The organism is Micromonospora citrea (assembly GCF_900090315.1).
Lineage (GTDB): Bacteria > Actinomycetota > Actinomycetes > Mycobacteriales > Micromonosporaceae > Micromonospora > Micromonospora citrea.
Map to the genome: position 1 here is coordinate 3,100,912 of NZ_FMHZ01000002.1, position 17,837 is coordinate 3,118,748.

General features: G+C 71.3%; 15 protein-coding genes. All 15 read right to left on the minus strand.

Annotation, left to right across the window (positions count from 1 at the left end; genetic code table 11):
- Window positions 1–4 precede the first annotated feature (4 nt).
- A complete protein-coding gene (locus GA0070606_RS14155; protein ID WP_091099275.1) occupies window positions 5–1,090 on the minus strand; it encodes a polyprenyl synthetase family protein in 1,086 nt (361 codons plus the stop codon).
- A 90-nt stretch (window positions 1,091–1,180) separates the two neighbouring features.
- Window positions 1,181–2,734 carry an NADH-quinone oxidoreductase subunit NuoN gene (gene nuoN, locus GA0070606_RS14160; protein WP_091099278.1) on the minus strand — a complete coding sequence of 518 codons (1,554 nt, stop codon included), beginning with the start codon at window positions 2,732–2,734 and terminating at the stop codon, window positions 1,181–1,183.
- A 52-nt stretch (window positions 2,735–2,786) separates the two neighbouring features.
- Window positions 2,787–4,322, minus strand: coding sequence for an NADH-quinone oxidoreductase subunit M (locus tag GA0070606_RS14165; protein WP_091099281.1), 1,536 nt, complete (start codon window positions 4,320–4,322; stop codon window positions 2,787–2,789).
- 64 nt (window positions 4,323–4,386) lie between these two features.
- Window positions 4,387–6,345: an NADH-quinone oxidoreductase subunit L gene (gene nuoL / locus GA0070606_RS14170; RefSeq protein ID WP_091099284.1), complete on the minus strand. Its 1,959-nt coding sequence runs from the start codon at window positions 6,343–6,345 to the stop codon at window positions 4,387–4,389.
- Between the two features lie 11 nt (window positions 6,346–6,356).
- Window positions 6,357–6,656 carry an NADH-quinone oxidoreductase subunit NuoK gene (gene nuoK / locus GA0070606_RS14175; protein ID WP_091099288.1) on the minus strand — a complete coding sequence of 100 codons (300 nt, stop codon included), beginning with the start codon at window positions 6,654–6,656 and terminating at the stop codon, window positions 6,357–6,359.
- A gap of 169 nt (window positions 6,657–6,825) precedes the next feature.
- Window positions 6,826–7,596, minus strand: a complete 771-nt coding sequence (locus tag GA0070606_RS14180) for an NADH-quinone oxidoreductase subunit J (protein WP_091099293.1) — start codon at window positions 7,594–7,596, stop codon at window positions 6,826–6,828.
- Window positions 7,593–8,234, minus strand: coding sequence for an NADH-quinone oxidoreductase subunit NuoI (gene nuoI / locus GA0070606_RS14185; protein WP_091099297.1), 642 nt, complete (start codon window positions 8,232–8,234; stop codon window positions 7,593–7,595). The genes GA0070606_RS14180 and nuoI overlap by 4 nt, the downstream gene beginning before the upstream one ends.
- A gap of 1 nt (window position 8,235) precedes the next feature.
- The gene (gene nuoH / locus GA0070606_RS14190; RefSeq protein ID WP_091099300.1) at window positions 8,236–9,591 is read right to left on the minus strand and encodes an NADH-quinone oxidoreductase subunit NuoH; all 1,356 of its coding nucleotides are present in this window, start codon (window positions 9,589–9,591) and stop codon (window positions 8,236–8,238) included.
- On the minus strand, window positions 9,588–12,071 hold the full coding sequence (locus tag GA0070606_RS14195) for an NADH-quinone oxidoreductase subunit G (protein ID WP_091099304.1): 2,484 nt from the start codon (window positions 12,069–12,071) through the stop codon (window positions 9,588–9,590). The genes nuoH and GA0070606_RS14195 overlap by 4 nt, the downstream gene beginning before the upstream one ends.
- A complete protein-coding gene (nuoF, locus tag GA0070606_RS14200; protein ID WP_091099308.1) occupies window positions 12,071–13,387 on the minus strand; it encodes an NADH-quinone oxidoreductase subunit NuoF in 1,317 nt (438 codons plus the stop codon). Before nuoF ends, GA0070606_RS14195 begins: the two co-directional genes overlap by 1 nt.
- A complete protein-coding gene (gene nuoE, locus GA0070606_RS14205; RefSeq protein WP_091107723.1) occupies window positions 13,384–14,541 on the minus strand; it encodes an NADH-quinone oxidoreductase subunit NuoE in 1,158 nt (385 codons plus the stop codon). The genes nuoF and nuoE overlap by 4 nt, the downstream gene beginning before the upstream one ends.
- Before the next feature lie 109 nt (window positions 14,542–14,650).
- Window positions 14,651–15,976: an NADH-quinone oxidoreductase subunit D gene (locus tag GA0070606_RS14210; RefSeq protein ID WP_091099313.1), complete on the minus strand. Its 1,326-nt coding sequence runs from the start codon at window positions 15,974–15,976 to the stop codon at window positions 14,651–14,653.
- Window positions 15,973–16,710, minus strand: coding sequence for an NADH-quinone oxidoreductase subunit C (locus GA0070606_RS14215; protein WP_091099316.1), 738 nt, complete (start codon window positions 16,708–16,710; stop codon window positions 15,973–15,975). The genes GA0070606_RS14210 and GA0070606_RS14215 overlap by 4 nt, the downstream gene beginning before the upstream one ends.
- On the minus strand, window positions 16,707–17,378 hold the full coding sequence (locus tag GA0070606_RS14220) for a NuoB/complex I 20 kDa subunit family protein (RefSeq protein WP_091099319.1): 672 nt from the start codon (window positions 17,376–17,378) through the stop codon (window positions 16,707–16,709). Before GA0070606_RS14220 ends, GA0070606_RS14215 begins: the two co-directional genes overlap by 4 nt.
- 14 nt (window positions 17,379–17,392) lie before the next feature.
- Window positions 17,393–17,758, minus strand: coding sequence for an NADH-quinone oxidoreductase subunit A (locus GA0070606_RS14225; protein WP_091099323.1), 366 nt, complete (start codon window positions 17,756–17,758; stop codon window positions 17,393–17,395).
- Window positions 17,759–17,837 lie beyond the last annotated feature (79 nt).

A 17,837-nucleotide genomic window follows, 5' to 3' on the forward strand; every position in this document is an offset into this window, starting at 1 on the left:
GGCGTCAGCTGGTGCGGTCGGCGATGTAGTCGCAGAGGGATTCGAGGGCGCGGCGGGCCGGGCCCGCCGGCAGCGGCGCGAGCTGCTCCCGGGCGTCCTCGGCATAGCTGCGGACGGTCTCCCGGGCCCGCTTGAGCGCCGGACTCTCGCGGAGCAGGCCGAGGGCCTCGGCGTGCAGGTCGTCGTCGGTAAGCGGGCCGGTGGCCAGGATCTCCCGCAGCCGCGCCGACGCGGCGTCGGCGTCGTCCGAGCCGAGCGCGTAGAGCACCGGCAGGGTCGGCACGCCCTCGCGCAGGTCGGTGCCGGGCGTCTTGCCCGACTCCACCGACTCCGAGGCGATGTCGAGCAGGTCGTCGGAGAGCTGGAAGGCCACGCCGATGGTCTCGCCGTAGCCGGCCAGCGCCTCGATGTGCTCGGCGGAGGCGCCGCCGAACATGCCGCCGAAGCGGGCCGACGTCGCGATCAGGGAGCCGGTCTTCCCCGCGATCACGTCGAGGTAGTGGGCCACCGGGTCGTCCCCGGGGCGGGGGCCGACGGTCTCGGCGATCTGGCCGTGCACCAGCCGGGCGAAGGTGCGCGCCTGAAGGCGTACGGCCTCGATGCCCAGGTCGGCCGCGATGTCGGCGGCGCGGGCGAAGAGATAGTCGCCGACGAGGATGGCGACGGAGTTGGTCCACCGGGAGTTGGCGCTCGGGGCGCCCCGGCGCACGGCGGCCTCGTCCATCACGTCGTCGTGGTAGAGCGTCGCCAGGTGGGTGAGCTCCATCACCACGGCGGCGGGCACGACCTGCGCGCTGGTCGGGTCGCCGAACTGCGCGCCCAGCGCCACCAGCAGCGGGCGGAACCGCTTGCCGCCGGCCTCCACGAGGTGCCGGGCGGCCTCGGTGACGAAGGGGTCGGCGCTGGCCACGCTGGCCCGCAGCTCGGTCTCGACGCCCTCCAGGAGGCCCAGCACGGACGCCTCGACGCGGGGGTCGGCGAGATAGAGGCCGAGCGCGCCGAACTGACTCGTGCTCACCCTGGTCCGACGGCCGCCGGACCCGGGGGCACCTGAACGCTCGCCAGCCGGATTCACCACGCCATCAACCATGCCACACCCCTGCGACCAGCCCGGGACGGGGGATACGGCGCGGGGGCCGGCACGCCGTGGCGTACCGGCCCCCGAGGGCGTCAGCGTCCGTCATCTGACAAATTCGGCGGCGCCGGTGGCCAGGTCGAGCAGCGGCGCCGGGGCGACGCCGAGGACCAGGGTGGCGATCACGCCGATCATCAGCGCGGCCGAGGTCAGCCCGCCGGGCACGGCCACGGTGGGGGTCGACTCGCCCGGCTCGGAGAGCCACATCATCACCACGACCCGCAGGTACGGGAAGGCCAGCACCATGCTGGTCAGCACGCCGGCGATCACCAGCCACGCCTGCCCACCGTCGAGCGCCGGCCCGAAGACCGCGAACTTGCTCGTGAAGCCGCTGGTCAGCGGGATGCCGGCGAAGGCGAGCAGGATGAAGGTGAAGACCGCCGCGTAGAACGGCGAGCGCCGCCCCAGCCCGGCCCAGCGGGACAGGTGGGTGGCCTCCCCGTCGGCGTCGCGCACGAGGGTCACCACGGCGAACGCGGCGAGCACCGAGAAGCCGTACGCCACCAGGTAGAACATCGTCCCGGAGACGCCGTCGGCGCTCGGCGCCAGCACGCCGACCAGCAGGTAGCCGGCGTTGGCGATCGAGGAGTATGCCAGGAGCCGCTTGATGTCGGTCTGGGTGACCGCCAGCACCGCGCCGACGAGCATGGTCAGCACCGCCACCGCGCCGAGGACGGGGGTGAAGTCCCACCGGGCCCCGTCGAAGGCGACGTGGAACACCCGCAGCAGGGCGCCGAACGCGGCGACCTTGGTGCAGGCGGCCATGAAGCCGGTGATCGGGGTCGGTGCGCCCTGGTAGACGTCCGGCGTCCAGACGTGGAACGGGGCGGCCGCGGCCTTGAACAGCAGGCCGATGGCGAGCAACGCCATACCGGCGAAGAGCAGCACCGGGCTGGCCGGCGAGTCCGCGACGGCGGCGTGCACGGTGGCGAAGTCGACGCCGGCCTGCCGGCCCGGGATGCCCGCCGTGAAGCCGTAGATCAGGGCCACGCCGAACAGGAAGAAGGCCGAGGCGTACGCGCCGAGCATGAAGTACTTCAGCGCGGCCTCCTGGCTCAGCAGCCGCCGGCGGCGGGCCAGCGCGCAGAGCAGGTAGAGCGGGAGCGAGAAGACCTCGAGCGCGATGAACATGGTCAGCAGGTCGTTCGCCGCCACGAAGATCAGCATGCCGCCGATCGCGAACGTGGTGAGCGGGTAGACCTCGGTGAGGCCGTTGGAGCCCTCGGCCTGCCGCCGGTCGTCGGCCGACTCGGCGGTGATCGCGGCCTGGGCGACGAACGCCCCGCCCCGCTCCACCGAACGCTCGCCGATGAGCAGCAGCGCCATCGCGGCGAGCACCAGGATCGCGCCCTGGAGGAAGAGCGTCGGCCCGTCCACCGCGATCGCCCCGCCGATGGTGATCGACCGCTCGTCGGCGGCCAGCACCACCATGGTCAGTGCGGCGAGCACCGCCAGCAGGGCCAGCGACAGTTGCACCACGTGCCGCAGCCGGCGGGGCACGAACGCCTCCACCAGCACGCCGAGCAGCGCGGCGCCCAGCATGATCAGGGTCGGCGCGAGGGCCGCGTAGTCGATCGACGGCAGTTTCAGCTCGGTCACTGCGCAAACCTTTCGTTCGCGACTGCGGCGCTCGCGAGCTCACGCCTCGCGCTCACTTTGCCGCCTCCTGGACGGTGCCGCCCGAGGTCGGGGCGGGGTCGGTCCGGCCGACGTCCTGCATGGTCGCCTGCACGGCCGGGTTGATCACGTCGGTGACCGGCTTCGGATAGAAGCCGAGCAGCACGATCAGCGCGATCAGCGGGGCGACCACGACCTTCTCGCGCAGGTTGAGGTCGCGCTTCATGCCGTCGATCTGGGTCAGCGCCGGGTTGAGCGTGCCCTGCGTGGTGCGCTGCACCATCCACAGCACGTACGCGGCGGCCAGGATGATGCCCAGCGTCGCGATCACCGCGACCGGCTTGTTCACCGTGAACGTGCCGATCAGCACCAGGAACTCGGAGACGAACGGCGCGGTGCCGGGCAGCGCGAGCGAGGCCAGACCGGCGAAGAAGAGCACACCCGCCAGCAGGGGCACCAGCTTGCCGGCGCCGCCGAAGTCGCTGATCAGCGCCGAGCCGCGCCGGGCGATGAGCATGCCCACCACCAGGAAGAGCAGGCCAGTGGCGAGGCCGTGGTTGACCATGTAGAGCACCGCGCCGGTGCCGGCCTGGGTGGTGAAGGCGAAGATGCCGACACCGATGAAGCCGAAGTGCGCGATCGACGTGTAGGAGACCAGCCGCTTGAGGTCGTTCTGGCCGACGGCCAGCAGCGCGGCGTAGATGATGCCGATCAGGCCCAGCGCCAGCGCCCACGGGGCGAACCACTTGGCGGCGTCCGGGAACAGCGGCAGGCAGTAGCGCAGGATGCCGAACGTGCCGACCTTGTCGAGCACGCCGACGAGCAGCGCCGCCGCGCCGGCCGGGGCCGCGCCACCGGCGTCCGGCAGCCAGGTGTGGAACGGGAAGAACGGCGCCTTGATCGCGAACGCGAGGAAGAAGCCGAGGAACAGCCAGCGCTCCGTGCCCGTGGAGATGTCCACCTGGGACAGCGCCTGCCAGTCGAAGGTCTTCCCGCCGACCACCCAGAGGCCGATCACCGCGGCGAGCATGAACAGGCCGCCGACCAGCGAGTAGAGGAAGAACTTCACGGCCGCGTACTGCCGCTGGTGGCCGCCGTAGCTGCCGATGATGAAGTACATCGGCACCAGCATGACCTCGAAGAACACGTAGAACAGGAAGACGTCGGCGGCGGCGAAGACGCCGATCATCGTGCACTCGAGGACGAGCAGCAGCGCGAAGTAGACCGGCACCGACCGCTTCGACGACTCGGCGTCGTGCCACGACGCCAGGATCACCAGCGGCACCAGCACCGCGATCAGCATCAGCATGACCAGCGCGATGCCGTCGGCGGCGAAGGTGAAGTTGACGCCCCAGTTCGGGATCCACGCGTACGACTCGCGGAACTGGAAGCGGTCACCGCCGACCTTGAAGGCCACCCACATGACCACCGACAGCGCCAGCACCAGCAGCGACCAGCCGAGCGCCACCTGCTTGGCCAGCTCCGGCCGGCTGCGCGGCAGGCAGGCCACCACCAGGGCGCCGACCAGCGGTGCCACGGTGAGCACCGAGAGGAACGGGAAGTCGGACATTATGCGGCCTTACCTCCGTCGTCACTGCGCGGTCCGCCGTAGACGGCCGCCTGGAAGAGGTCGATCACGCCAGCCACCCCGCCTCGACGGCCAGGAAGGCCGCCACCACCAGCAGCGCGCCGGTCAGGATCGAGGTGGCGTACGACCGGACGAAGCCGGTCTGCAGCCGCCGGAGCCGGCCCGAGCCGCCGCCGACCGCAGCCGCGAGGCCGTTCACCAGCCCGTCCACGCCCCGGTTGTCGAGGTAGACCAGCGCCCGGGTGAGGAAGATGCCCGGCTTCTCGAAGACCGCCTCGTTGAACGCGTCCGTGTAGAGGTTGCGTCGGGCGGCGGTGACCAGCACCCCGGCCGGCTGCGGCTCGGTGGCCGTGCCGCCCCGGAACAGGAACCAGGCCAGGCCCGCGCCGACGACGGTGACCAGCAGCGAGAGCACGGTGATCACGGTGTGCGAGAGCACCGCGTGGTGCCCCTCCTCCTGACCGCCGAGCCCGGCGGTGGCCTCCAGCCAGTCCGGCACGGAGGTGGCGAGCAGGAAGCCCGCCCCGACCGAGCCCGCGGCCAGCAGGACGAGCGGGATCGTCATCAGCTTCGGTGACTCGTGCGGGTGCTCGATGTCCTCCGTCCAGCGCTTCGGCCCGTGGAAGGTGAGCACGAAGAGCCGGGTCATGTAGAACGCGGTGAGCCCGGCGCCGAGCAGCGCGGCCATGCCGAAGAGCCACGCCGTCCAGTCGTCCCGCTCGAACGCGGCCACGATGATCGGCTCCTTGGAGAAGAAGCCGGAGAACGGGAACATGCCGATGATGGCCAGCCAGCCCATCATGAACGTGATCCAGGTGACCTTCATGTACTTCGAGAGCCCGCCGAAGCGGCGGATGTCGACCTGGTCGTTCATGCCGTGCATGACCGAGCCGGCGCCGAGGAACATGTTGGCCTTGAAGAAGCCGTGCGCCAGCAGGTGCACGATCGCCAGCGCGTACGCGGCGCCGCCCAGGCCCACGCCGAGGAACATGTAGCCGATCTGGCTCACCGTCGACCAGGCCAGCACCCGCTTGATGTCGTCCTTGGCCGCGCCGATGACGCAGCCGATCAGCAGGGTCAGCGCGCCGACGCTCACCACCACGAGCTGGAGGGTGGAGTTGGCCGAGAAGATCGGGTTCGACCGGGCGATCAGGTAGACGCCCGCCGTGACCATGGTGGCGGCGTGGATGAGCGCCGACACCGGGGTCGGGCCCTCCATCGCGTCCGGCAGCCACGCCTGGAGCGGGAACTGGCCGGACTTGCCGGTCGCGCCGAGCAGCAGCAGCAGGCCGAGCACCAGGACCGTGGTCGCGGTCAGCGAGCCGACGCCGTTGAACACCTCGTCGTACTGGGTGGTGCCGAGGGTGGCGAACATGATGAAGATGCCGATCGCCAGGCCGGCGTCGCCGACCCGGTTCATCAGGAACGCCTTCTTGCCGGCGGTGGCGGCGCTGGGCCGCTCGTACCAGAAGGAGATCAGCAGGTACGACGCCAGACCGACGCCCTCCCAGCCGAAGTAGAGCATCACGTAGTTGTTGCCGAGCACCAGCAGCAGCATGGCGGCGACGAACAGGTTGAAGTACCCGAAGAACCGCCGGCGCCCCGCGTCGTGCGCCATGTACTCGACCGCGTAGAGGTGGATCAGGAAGCCCACCCCGGTGATCAGCAGCACGAAGACGGCGGCCAGCGGGTCGAAGAGCAGACCGAAGTCCACCCGCAGGTCGCCGACCGTGATGAAGTCCCAGAGGCTCAGCTCGACCGACTTGTTCTCCAGGCCGCGCAGCTGGAAGAAGTAGGTCAGGCCCAGCACGAACGCGGCGCCGATGGCGGCCACCCCGAGCCAGTGCCCCCAGCGGTCCGCCCGCCGGCCGAGCAGCAGCAGGATCGCCGCGCTGACCAGCGGAATCGCCACCAGCAGCCAGACGCTGCCCAGCAGCCCGTCCGCCGTCGCGTAGGCGACGGTGCCCGCGGGCTCAGCCGGGGCGTTCGTCAGAATCGTTCCCACCGCAGGACCCCTCAGTACTTCAGCAGGTTGGCGTCGTCGACGCTCGCGGAGCGCCGGGTCCGGAAGATCGCCATGATGATGGCGAGCCCGACCACGACCTCGGCCGCCGCCACCACCATCACGAAGAACGCCATGATCTGGCCGTTGAGGTCACCGTTGATCCGGCTGAAGGTGACCAGCGTCAGGTTGGCCGCGTTGAGCATCAGCTCGACGCACATGAACAGCACGAGCGCGTTGCGCCGGACGAGCACGCCGACCGCGCCGATGGTGAACAGCACCGCGGCCAGCACCAGGTAGTAGTCGGGTGTCATCGCTGCGCCAACCTTTCGTTCGCGACTGCGGGGCTCGCAAGCTCACTCCTCGCGCTCACCGGTGCCAGCCTTTCGTTCGCGACTGCGGGGCTCGCAAGCTCACTCCTCGCGCTCACCGGTGCCAGCCTTTCGTTCGCGACTGCGGGGCTCGCAAGCTCACTCCTCGCGCTCACCGGTCCGTCCCCTTCAGGGTGGTCTCCCGGTCGGTGAGCTCGCGCACCGGCAGGATGCCCGAGGTGCTCCCCTCGGTCAGCCGGCCGTCGGGCAGGCGGGCCGGGGTGGCCACCGAGGAGGAGGTCGCGTAGACACCCGGGCCGGGCTTCGGGCCCGGGTAGTTGCCCGGGGCGAAGCGGGCCCGCATCGTCGCCGGCTGGTCCATCCGGTCCTGCTTGCGCCGCTCGATGTGCGCCAGCACCATCGCCCCGATCGCGGCGGTGATGAGCAGCGCCGAGGTGAGCTCGAAGGCGAAGACGTACTTGGTGAACAGCAGCCGGGCGATGCCCTGCACGTTGCCCTCGGCGTTGGCCTGCTCCAGGCCGACCGCCGTGGTGCCGTTCAGCGCACGCCAGAGCCCGCCGCCGACGAGGCCGGCGAAGCCGAGCCCGAGCACCACCGCGGCGACCCGCTGGCCGCGGAGCGTCTCGATCAACGAGTCGGACGCGTCGCGCCCGACCAGCATCAGCACGAACAGGAACAGCATCATGATCGCGCCGGTGTAGACGATGATCTGCGCCATGCCGATGAACGGCCCCGCCTGGAGCACGTAGAACACGCCCAGGCAGAGCATGGTCAGCACCAGCCAGAGCGCCGAGTGCACGGCGTTGCGCGCCGCGACCATCCCGATCGCCCCGATCAGCGCCAGCGGGGCCAGGATCCAGAAGGTGACCTGCTCCCCACCGGAGACCCCGCCCGCCGCGGCGAGCACCGTCTGCGTGGTCATGCTCCGTCCCCCTTGCCGGCCGCGGCCCGCTGGGCGTGCTGCTCGGCCCCGGGGAAGGTCACGCCGGGGTGCTCCTCCACCTGGTACCGGCCCGGGTTGTTGGCCGAGTGCTCGGCGCCGGCCGAGGTGCCCGGGTTGGTCAGCGCGCCGACGTAGTAGTCCTTCTCGCTGTCGCCCAGCCGCATCGGGTGCGGCGGCTGCTCCATGCCCGGCAGCAGCGGCGCGAGCAGCTGCTCCTTCGTGAAGATCAGGTCCTGCCGGCTGTCCCGGGCCAGCTCGTACTCGTTGCTCATGGTCAGCGAACGGGTCGGGCAGGCCTCGATGCAGAGCCCGCAGAAGATGCACCGGGCGTAGTTGATCTGGTAGATGCTGGCGTACCGCTCACCCGGCGAGAAGCGCTGCTCGTCGGTGTTGTCGCCACCCTCGACGTAGATCGCGTCCGCCGGGCAGGCCCAGGCGCACAGCTCGCACCCGATGCACTTCTCCAGCCCGTCCGGGTGCCGGTTCAGGATGTGCCGCCCGTGGTAGCGCGGCGCCGAGACCGGCGGCTTGAACGGGTAGTCGGTGGTGACGACCTTCCTGAACATGTGCGAGAAGGTGACACCGAAGCCCTTGAACGTTCCGGTGATCGCGCCCACGTCACACCTCCCTGGAGTCCGAGCCGGCGGCGACGTTGGCCGGCTCCCGCTCGGCGACCACGCGCCTGGTGCGCGGGCTCGGTGGTACCTGCAGGTCCATCGGGGGCAGCGGGAAGCTGCCGTGCGGCCGGTCGTTGACCTGCTCCTGGACCGTCGACTTCGGCTGCGGCTTGCGGCTCGGCCACAGCAGCGTGGCCAGCAGCAGGATGCCGGCCGGGATGCCGACCGCGATCAGCTTGCTGCGCGAGTCCCAGTCCTCGATCGAGCGCAGGCCGGCGAGGACCAGGATCCAGACCAGGTTGATCGGGAGCAGCACCTTCCAGCCGAAGCGCATGAACTGGTCGTAGCGCAGCCGGGGCAGCGTGCCCCGCAGCCAGACGAAGACGAAGACCAGCATGACGACCTTGGCGAAGAACCAGAGCATCGGCCACCAGCCGGAGTTGGCGCCGGCCCAGAAGGTGGTGATCGGCGCCGGGGCCCGCCAGCCGCCCAGGAAGAGCGTCGTCGTGACGGCGGACATGGTGACCATCGCGACGTACTCGCTGAGCATGTAGAGCGCGAACTTCAGCGAGCTGTACTCCGTCATGTAGCCCGCGACCAGTTCGGACTCCGCCTCGGGCAGGTCGAACGGCGCGCGGTTGGTCTCGCCGACGGTGGCGATGAAGAAGATGATGAAGCTCGGCAGCAGCAGGATCGCGTACCAGCCGGGGGCCGGGACGTCGAGGCCCGCGATGCTGAGCCGGGTGCCGTCCCCCTGGGCGGCGACGATTCCGCTGGTCGACATCGTGCCGGCGGTCATGAAGACCGCCACGACGCTCAGGCCCATGGCGACCTCGTACGAGATCATCTGGGCGCTGGAGCGCAGGCCGCCGAGGAGCGGGTAGGTCGAGCCGGAGGCCCAGCCGCCGAGCACGATGCCGTAGATGCCCATCGAGGAGCAGGCCAGCAGGACCAGCACCGCCACCGGCACGTCGGTGACCTGCAGCGGCGTCCAGTGGCCGAAGATGCTCACCATCGGGCCGAACGGCACCACCGCCAGCGAGGTGACCGCGCAGATCACCGAGATGGTCGGCGCGAAGAAGAAGACGACCTTGTCGGCCGCCTTCGGCAGGATGTCCTCCTTGAAGGCCATCTTCAGGCCGTCGGCGAGGGTCTGCAGCAGGCCGAACGGGCCGGCCTGGTTGGGGCCGGGCCGCACCGCCATGCGGCCCACGACCCGACGCTCGAACCAGACGCCGAGCAGCGTGGCGACCAGGCCGAAGGCGAAGGCGAAGACGATCTTGATGAGGACCAGCCACCACGGGTCCCGGCCGAAGTCGGCCAGCGTCGGGTCCTGGGCCAGGTAGACCGCGTTCACTGGTGTACACCCCCTGCGTTGAGGAGCGGGCCCGGGCGGTCGGCCGAGTCGGCGGCCACCGCGGCGGCGGAGATCCGCACGATCGCTCCGGACGTCGCGCCGAGGCTGCGCCGCACGGTCGAGCCGGGCGAGTTGGTCGGCAGCCAGACGACGCCGTCCGGCATCTCGGTGATCGCCGCCGGCAGGGTCAGCGCCCCCCGGTCGGTGCCCACCGTCACCGCGTCGCCGTCGGCGACGCCGAGCGCCTCGGCGGTGCCCTTGCCCAGCCGGACCACGGGCGGGCGGGCGGTGCCCGCGAGGTGCTCGTCGCCGTCGGTCAGGCTGCCCAGGTCGATCAGCTGGTGCCAGGTGGCGAGGACCGCCTCGCCGGCGCGCGGCTGCGGCACCGTGGCCGGCTCCACCGCCGGGGCGGCCGGCCGGTCGGTGCGGGTGCGCGGCAGCGCGCCCAGCTCGCGGCGGACGCTGAGCACGTCGCCGGTGCCGAGCGGCACGTCGAGCTGCGCGGCGAGCGCGTCCAGCACCCGGCCGTCCGTCATCGCGGCGGTGTTCAGCACCGCCTCGAAGGTGCGCAGGCGGCCCTCCCAGTCGAGGAAGCTGCCGGCCTTCTCGGCCACCGGGGCGACCGGGAAGACCACGTCGGCCCGGCGGGCCACCGCGCTCATCCGCTGCTCCAGGCTGACCAGGAACGGCACCGCGTCCAGCGCCGACTCGGCCAGCCGGGGGTCGGCCAGGTCGGCCGGGTCGACCCCGGCCACCACCAGCGCGCCGAGCTGGCCGCCGGCGGCGGCGGCGAGGATGCCGTCGGTGTCCCGGCCGGCCTGGCTCGGGATGACCCCGGCCGCGACGTCCCACGCCTCGCCGAGCTCGGCGCGGGCGGCGGGCTCGGTGACCAGGCGGCCGCCGGGCAGCAGGTTGGGCAGGCAGCCCGCGTCGACCGCGCCGCGGTCACCCGCGCGCCGCGGCACCCAGGCCAGCTTCGCGCCGGTACGCCGGGCGACGTCCGCGGCGGCGGAGAGGCCGCCCGGCACGCTCGCCAGCCGCTCGCCGACGAACAGGATCGCGCCCTCGGCGCTGAGCGCGTCGGCGACCGTGGCGTGCTCGGCGAGCACCGTCGCCTCCTCGCCCGGCACCACCCGGGCCAGCTTGGCGCCGAGCTTCTCCAGGCCGCGGGTGGCGAACGGCGCGATGGCGTACACCGTCAGCTTCTTCTTCAGGTACGCCTTGCGCAGCCGCAGGAAGAGGATCGGGCACTCCTCCTCCGGCTCCAGCCCGACCAGCACCACGGCCGGGGCCTTCTCGACGTCGGCGTACGTGACGTCGGTGACCCCGGCGACGGAACTGGCCAGGAAGTCGGCCTCCTCGCGGGAGACCGGCCGGGCCCGGAAGTCGATGTCGTTGGTGTTCAGCGCGACCCGGGCGAACTTCGCGTACGCGTAGGCGTCCTCGACGGTCAGCCGGCCGCCGGTCAGCACCGCCGTGCCCCGCCCGCCGTCACGCGCCGCGCGCAGCCCCTCGGCCGCCACGGTCAGCGCCTCGCTCCACGACGCCTCGCGCAGCTCGCCGGTGCGCTCGTCGCGGACCAGCGGGGTGGTGAGCCGGTCGAAGGCGCGGGTGTACTGGAAGCCCCACCGCCCCTTGTCGCAGTTCCACTCCTCGTTCACCGCCGGGTCGTCGCCGGCCAGCCGCCGCAGCACCTTGCCCCGCCGCCAGTCCGTGCGCTGGGCGCACCCGGCGGAGCAGTGCTCGCACACGCTCGGGGTGGAGACCAGGTCGAACGGGCGGGCGCGGAAGCGGTACTGGGTGCCGGTCAGCGCGCCGACCGGGCAGATCTGCACCGTGTTGCCGGAGAAGTACGAGTTGAACGGGACGTCGCCCGCGTCGCCCTCCTCGCCGTACGCGTCGTCCCGGTAGATGTTGATCTCCTCGGCGGACGACCGGTTCATCAGGTCGATGAACTTGTCGCCGGCGATCTCCTCGGAGAACCGGGTGCAGCGCTGGCAGAGCACGCACCGCTCGCGGTCGAGCAGCACCTGGGTGCTGATCGGCAGCGGCTTCGGGTACTCCCGCTTGTGCTCGTGGAACCGCGAGTCGGCGCGGCCGGTGGACATCGCCTGGTTCTGCAGCGGGCACTCGCCGCCCTTGTCGCACATCGGGCAGTCGAGCGGGTGGTTGAGCAGCAGCAGCTCCATGACCCCCTCCTGCGCCTTCTTGGCGACCGGAGAGGTGAGCTGGGTGCGCACCACCATGCCGTCGGCGACGGTCTGGGTGCAGGAGGCGACGGGCTTGCGCTGCCCCTCCACCTCGACCAGGCACTGCCGGCACGCGCCGGCCGGGGCCAGCAGCGGGTGGTCGCAGAACCGGGGGATCTCGGTGCCCATCTGCTCGGCGACCCGGATCAGCAGCGCCCCCTTCGGGGCGGTGACCTCGACGCCGTCGATGGTGAGCGTGACGGTCTCGGTCTGCTTCGCTACGTCGGTCATCAGTGCGCCCCTACCAGGGTCTTCTCCGACAGCTTCGGAGCGGTACGTCCCTCGATGTAGTCGAGGTAGTCCTGCTTGAAGTACTTCAGCGACGAGGTCACCGAGCTGGTCGCGCCGTCGCCCAGACCGCAGAACGAGCGGCCGAGGATGTTGTCGCAGGTGTCGAGCAGGGTGTCCAGGTCCTCGTGGGTGCCCTGGCCGGCGAGGATCCGCCGGTACACCCGGACCATCCAGTAGTTGCCCTCGCGGCACGGGGTGCACTTGCCGCACGACTCGTGGTGGTAGAACTCCAGCCACCGGTAGGTCGCGTAGACCGGGCAGTCCTGGTCGGAGAAGATCTGGGTGGCCGTGGTGCCGAGGATCGAGCCGGCCGCCGCCACCCCCTCGAAGTCCAGCGGCACGTCCAGGTGCTCGGCGGTGAGCAGCGGCGTCGACGAGCCGCCCGGCGTCCAGAACCTGAGGTTGTGGCCGGGCTGCATGCCGCCCGCCAGCTCGATCAGCTCCCGCAGGGTGATGCCCATGGAGCACTCGTACTGGCCGGGGTTGGCGATCCGGCCGGAGAGCGAGTAGATCATCGGGCCGGAGGACTTCTCCGTGCCCATCGTCTTCCACCAGTCCGCGCCGCCCAGCACGATGTACGGCACGCTGGCGATGGTGCCGACGTTGTTGACGACGGTCGGGCTCGCGTACAGGCCGTGGGTCGCCGGGAACGGCGGGCGCAGCCGGGGCTGGCCCCGGAAGCCCTCCAGCGAGTCCAGCAGCGCCGTCTCCTCGCCGCAGATGTACGCCCCGGCGCCCGAGTGCACCACCAGGTCCAGGTCGAACCCGCTGCCCTGGATGTTGCGGCCGAGGTAGCCGCGGGCGTACGCCTCCTGCACGGCGTTGCGCAGCCGGCGGGCGGCGTGCACCGCCTCGCCCCGGATGTAGATGTAGGCGCGGCTGGCCCGGATCGCGTACGACGCGATGATCACCCCCTCGACGAGCGAGTGCGGGTCGTGCGTCATCAGCGGGAGGTCCTTGCAGGTGCCCGGCTCGCCCTCGTCGGCGTTGACCACGAGGTAGTGCGGCTTGCCGTCGCCCTGCGGGATGAACCCCCACTTGAGACCGGTCGGGAAGCCGGCGCCGCCGCGACCGCGCAGCCCGGAGTCCTTGATCAGCTGGATCAGGTCGTCCGGGTGGGCCTTGAGCGCCTTGCGCAGGGCCGCGTAGCCGTCGAGCTTCTCGTAGGTGCCGATCCGCCAGGCGTCCGGCGACAGCCAGCGCTTGGTGAGTACCGGCGTCAGCTTGGCCAGGGTCTCCGGCCGGGGAGTGGTCACTTCTGGACCCCCGTCTCGCTCGCCCGGGTGGAGCCCGCGCCACCGGCGCCGGCCCCCGCCTCGGCTTCCTTGAGGTTGCGCTCCTGCGCCCCGGCCTCGTCGCCGGCGGGCTTGCCGTCGCCGGCCGGCGCGTTGGCCGCGGCGCCGGCGGCCTCCGCCGCCTGCGCGTCGCGGGGAGCCGGCGGCGTGGTGTCCGCCGGAACCCTGGTGCCCGGCGCGTCGGGCACGGCGGTCGCCGCGTCGGGCTGCCGGGTCTCGGCGGCCCGCACCTCGGGCGACTTGTCGTCCGGCGCCTTCACGTCCCGGGTGGTGCTGCCGGCCGCCTGAGCCGGGGCGGCCGGCTCGCCGACGCCCGCGCTGCCGGGCGTACCCGTGGCGGGCCCGGCGCCGTTGCCGCTCGCCGGGGCGGGAGCCGGCTTCGCGGCGGCCTCGCTCCGGGCCTTCGCCTCGGCGGCGGCTTTGTCGGCCTCGGCCTTGCTCCGGATCGGGGTGTTCGGGTCGAAGCCCGGCACCGAGATGCCGTGCTCCTGCGCCAGCCGCAGGCCGCGCAGGGTGGGCTCCCCCGGCCCGCCGTCGGCGACCGCGCCCTCGCGCTCGTCGGCGAAGCCGGCGAGCTGCACCGCCATCTCCTTGAGCGTGCAGAGCCGGGCGCCCCGGGTCGGCATCGGCCGGCCGCCGGCGCGCAGCTCGTCGACCACGCCCCGCGCGGTCTGCGGGTCCACGTTGTCGAAGAAGTCGTAGTTGACGGTCATCACGGGCCCGTAGTCGCAGGCCGCCAGGCACTCCGCGTGCTCCAGGGTGATCCTGCCGTCGGCGGTGGTCTCGTCGTGCCCGACGCCGAGGTGCTCGGCGAGGGTGTCGTAGACCTCCTGGCCGCCGAGCACGTTGCACATCGTGTTGGTGCAGACGCTCACCAGGTAGTCGCCGGTCGGCCGGCGCTTGTACATGGTGTAGAAGGTGGCGACCGCACCGACCTGGGCCTTGTTCAGGCCCAGCACCTCGGCGCAGAACTCCACGCCGGCCGGCGAGACGTAGCCCTCCTCGGCCTGCACCAGGTGCAGCAGCGGCAGCAGCGCCGAGCGGGACCGGTCGGCCGGGTAGCGGGCGATGATCTCCCGTGCCCGTTCGCGGGTCTCGTCAGTGAAAACACTCATCAGCGTCGCCTTCCGTTCGCGACCGGGCACGCCTCTGCCCGCGACTGCGGGGCTCGCTCCGCTCTCTCCTCGCGCGGGCGACTGGGGCTCGCAAGCTCACTCCTCGCGCTCACCTGTCACACCCGCCCATGACGGGGTCCAGCGAGGCGCCGCCGGCGATCACGTCGGCGATCAGGCCGCCCTCGGCCATCGCCGGGAGGGCCTGGAGGTTGACGAAGCTCGGCTCCCGGTAGTGCACCCGGTACGGCCGGGTGCCACCGTCGGAGACCGCGTGCACGCCCAGCTCGCCCCGGGGCGACTCGATGCCGACGTAGACCTGGCCCGGCGGCACCCGGAAGCCCTCGGTGACGAGCTTGAAGTGGTGGATCAGCGACTCCATCGACTGACCCATGATCTTGGCGACGTGCTCCAGCGAGTTGCCCATGCCGTCGACGCCGATGGCGAGCTGCGCCGGCCAGGCGATCTTCTTGTCGGCCACCATCACGGGGCCCGGCCGGAGCCGGTCCAGCGCCTGCTCGACGAGCTTGAGCGACTCGCGGATCTCGGCGAGCCGGACCAGGTAGCGGCCCCACACGTCGCCGTCGGTGTGCGTCGGGACGTCGAACTCGTACGTCTCGTAGCCGCAGTACGGCATCGTCTTGCGCAGGTCCCAGGCCAGGCCGGCGGAGCGCAGCACCGGGCCGGTCACGCCGAGCGCGACGCATCCGGTGACGTCGAGCACCGCCACGTTCTTCGTCCGCTCGAGCCAGATCGGCTGACCGGAGAGGAGGCTCTCGTACTCCTTGAGCTTCTTCGGCATCAGCTTCAGGAACTCGCGGATCTTGACGACCGCCTCGTCCGGCACGTCCTGCGCCACGCCGCCCGGCCGGACGTACGCGTGGTTCATCCGCAGGCCGGTGATGATCTCGAAGATCTCCAGGATGTGCTCACGCTCGCGGAAGCCGTAGAGCATCATGTTGATCGCGCCCAGCTCCATGGCGGTGGTCGCCACCCAGACCAGGTGCGAGGAGATCCGGTTGAGCTCCATCATCAGCACCCGGATGACGGTGGCCCGCTCGGTGATCTGCTCCTCGATGCCCAGCAGCTTCTCCACCGCCAGCGCGTACGCCGTCTCGTTGAACAGCGGGGAGAGGTAGTCCATCCGGGTCACGAAGGTGCTGCCCTGGACCCAGTTGCGGTATTCGAGGTTCTTCTCGATGCCGGTGTGCAGGTAGCCGACGACCGAGCGGGCCTCGCGGACCGTCTCGCCCTCCAGCTCCAGGATCAGCCGGAGCACGCCGTGCGTCGACGGGTGCTGCGGGCCCATGTTGACGACGATCCGCTCGTCGTTGATCGGGTCGGCGCCCGACACGACGCTGTCCCAGTCGCCACCGGTGACGGTGAAGACCCTGCCCTCGGTGGTGTCGCGCTCGGTGGCGTAGTTCGACGTGGTCACTGGTACGACCTCCGCTGGTCCGGCGGTGGAATTTCAGCGCCCTTGTACTCGACGGGGACGCCGCCGAGCGGGTAGTCCTTGCGCTGCGGGTGCCCCTCCCAGTCGTCCGGCATGAGGATCCGGGTCAGGTTGGGGTGGCCGTCGAAGACGACGCCGAACATGTCGTACGCCTCGCGCTCCTGCCAGTCCGCCGTCGGATAGACCGAGGTGACGCTCGGCAGGTGCGGGTCCTCGGCGGGGACCGCGGCCTCCAGCCGCACCCGGCGGCGGTAGGTCATCGAGGTGAGCTGGTAGACGACGTGCAGCCGGCGGGAGTCGGCGCCGAGGTAGTCCACCCCGGACACCGAGGAGCACAGCTCGAAGCGGAGCGCCAGGTCGTCGCGCATCACCTGGCAGACCTCGGCGATCCGCTCCGGGCGCACGTGCAGGGTCAGCTCGCCCCGGTCGACCACGACCTTCTCGATGGCGTCGGCGAAGGCCGGGTACGCCTCCTCCAGCGCGTCGCGCACCTCGTCGAAGTACCCGCCGTACGGCCGGGGGGCGTCCTCGACGGTGCGGCGCGGACGGACCAGGCCGCCGAAGCCGGACACGTCGCCGGAGCCCTGGTTGCCGAACATGCCCCGGCCGGCCGGGCTGGCCGGCGGGTACTCGGCCGGTGCGGTGCTGCTGGCGCCGGCCGGCGTGACCGGTACCGGCACGCCGCCGTCGTTCGGCTTGTCGTTAGGTGCGGTCACTTGACGCCCCCGTGCAGGTGGTTCTGGGCCTTCATCCAGTTCTCGATCCGCAGCTGCTCCTCGCGCCCCTCGCGGACCGCCTTGGTCCACTCGGCCCGCCGGGCCTTGTCGCTGCGGTACGACGACGGCATCGAGCCGTACGGGACGACCGGGACGTCACCGCGGGCCTGACGCGCCTCGAGCATCTTGCGGCCGTTCGGGCCGAGCGGCTCGTGCATGATCTTCTCGCGCAGCTTGAGGACCGCGTCGATGAGCATCTCGGGCCGGGGCGGGCAGCCGGGCAGGTACATGTCGACCGGGACGATGTGGTCGACGCCCTGCACGATGGCGTAGTTGTTGAACATGCCGCCGCTGCTGGCGCAGACGCCCATCGAGATCACCCAGCGGGGCTCCGCCATCTGGTCGTAGATCTGGCGCAGCACCGGGGCCATCTTCTGGCTCACCCGGCCGGCCACGATCATCAGGTCGGCCTGCCGGGGCGACGCCCGGAAGACCTCCATGCCCCAGCGGCCCATGTCGTAGTGCGGGCCACCGGCGGCCATCATCTCGATGGCGCAGCAGGCCAGGCCGAAGGTGGCCCCCCAGACCGACGTCTTCCGCGACCAGTTGACCAGCTTCTCCACCGAGGTGAGCAGGACACCGGCGGGGAGCTTCTCCTCGATACCCATCTGAGGTTCCTCCCTCAGTCCCAGTCCAGGCCGCCGCGCCGCCACACGTAGGCGTACGCGACGAAGACCGCGACGATGAACAGGACCATCTCCACGAAGCCGAAGATCGGCAGGGCGTCGAACGAGACCGCCCAGGGGTAGAGGAAGATGATCTCGATGTCGAAGACGATGAAGAGCATCGCCGTCAGGTAGAACTTGATCGGGAACCGGCCGCCGCCGACCGGCTGCGGGCTGGGCTCGATGCCGCACTCGTACGCCTCGAGCTTGGCCTTGTTGTAACGCCGGGGACCGGCGAAGCGGGCGGCGCCCACGGAGAACAGCGCGAACCCCGCGGCGAGGGCGAACAGCCCGATGATCGGTGCGTAAGGCGAGAGCGACATCGTTTTCTCCTGCTCGTCCTTCCCTGCCCCTGGTCCTTGACAAAAATCACACTATTCACGTCCCTCGCGACGGTTGTCG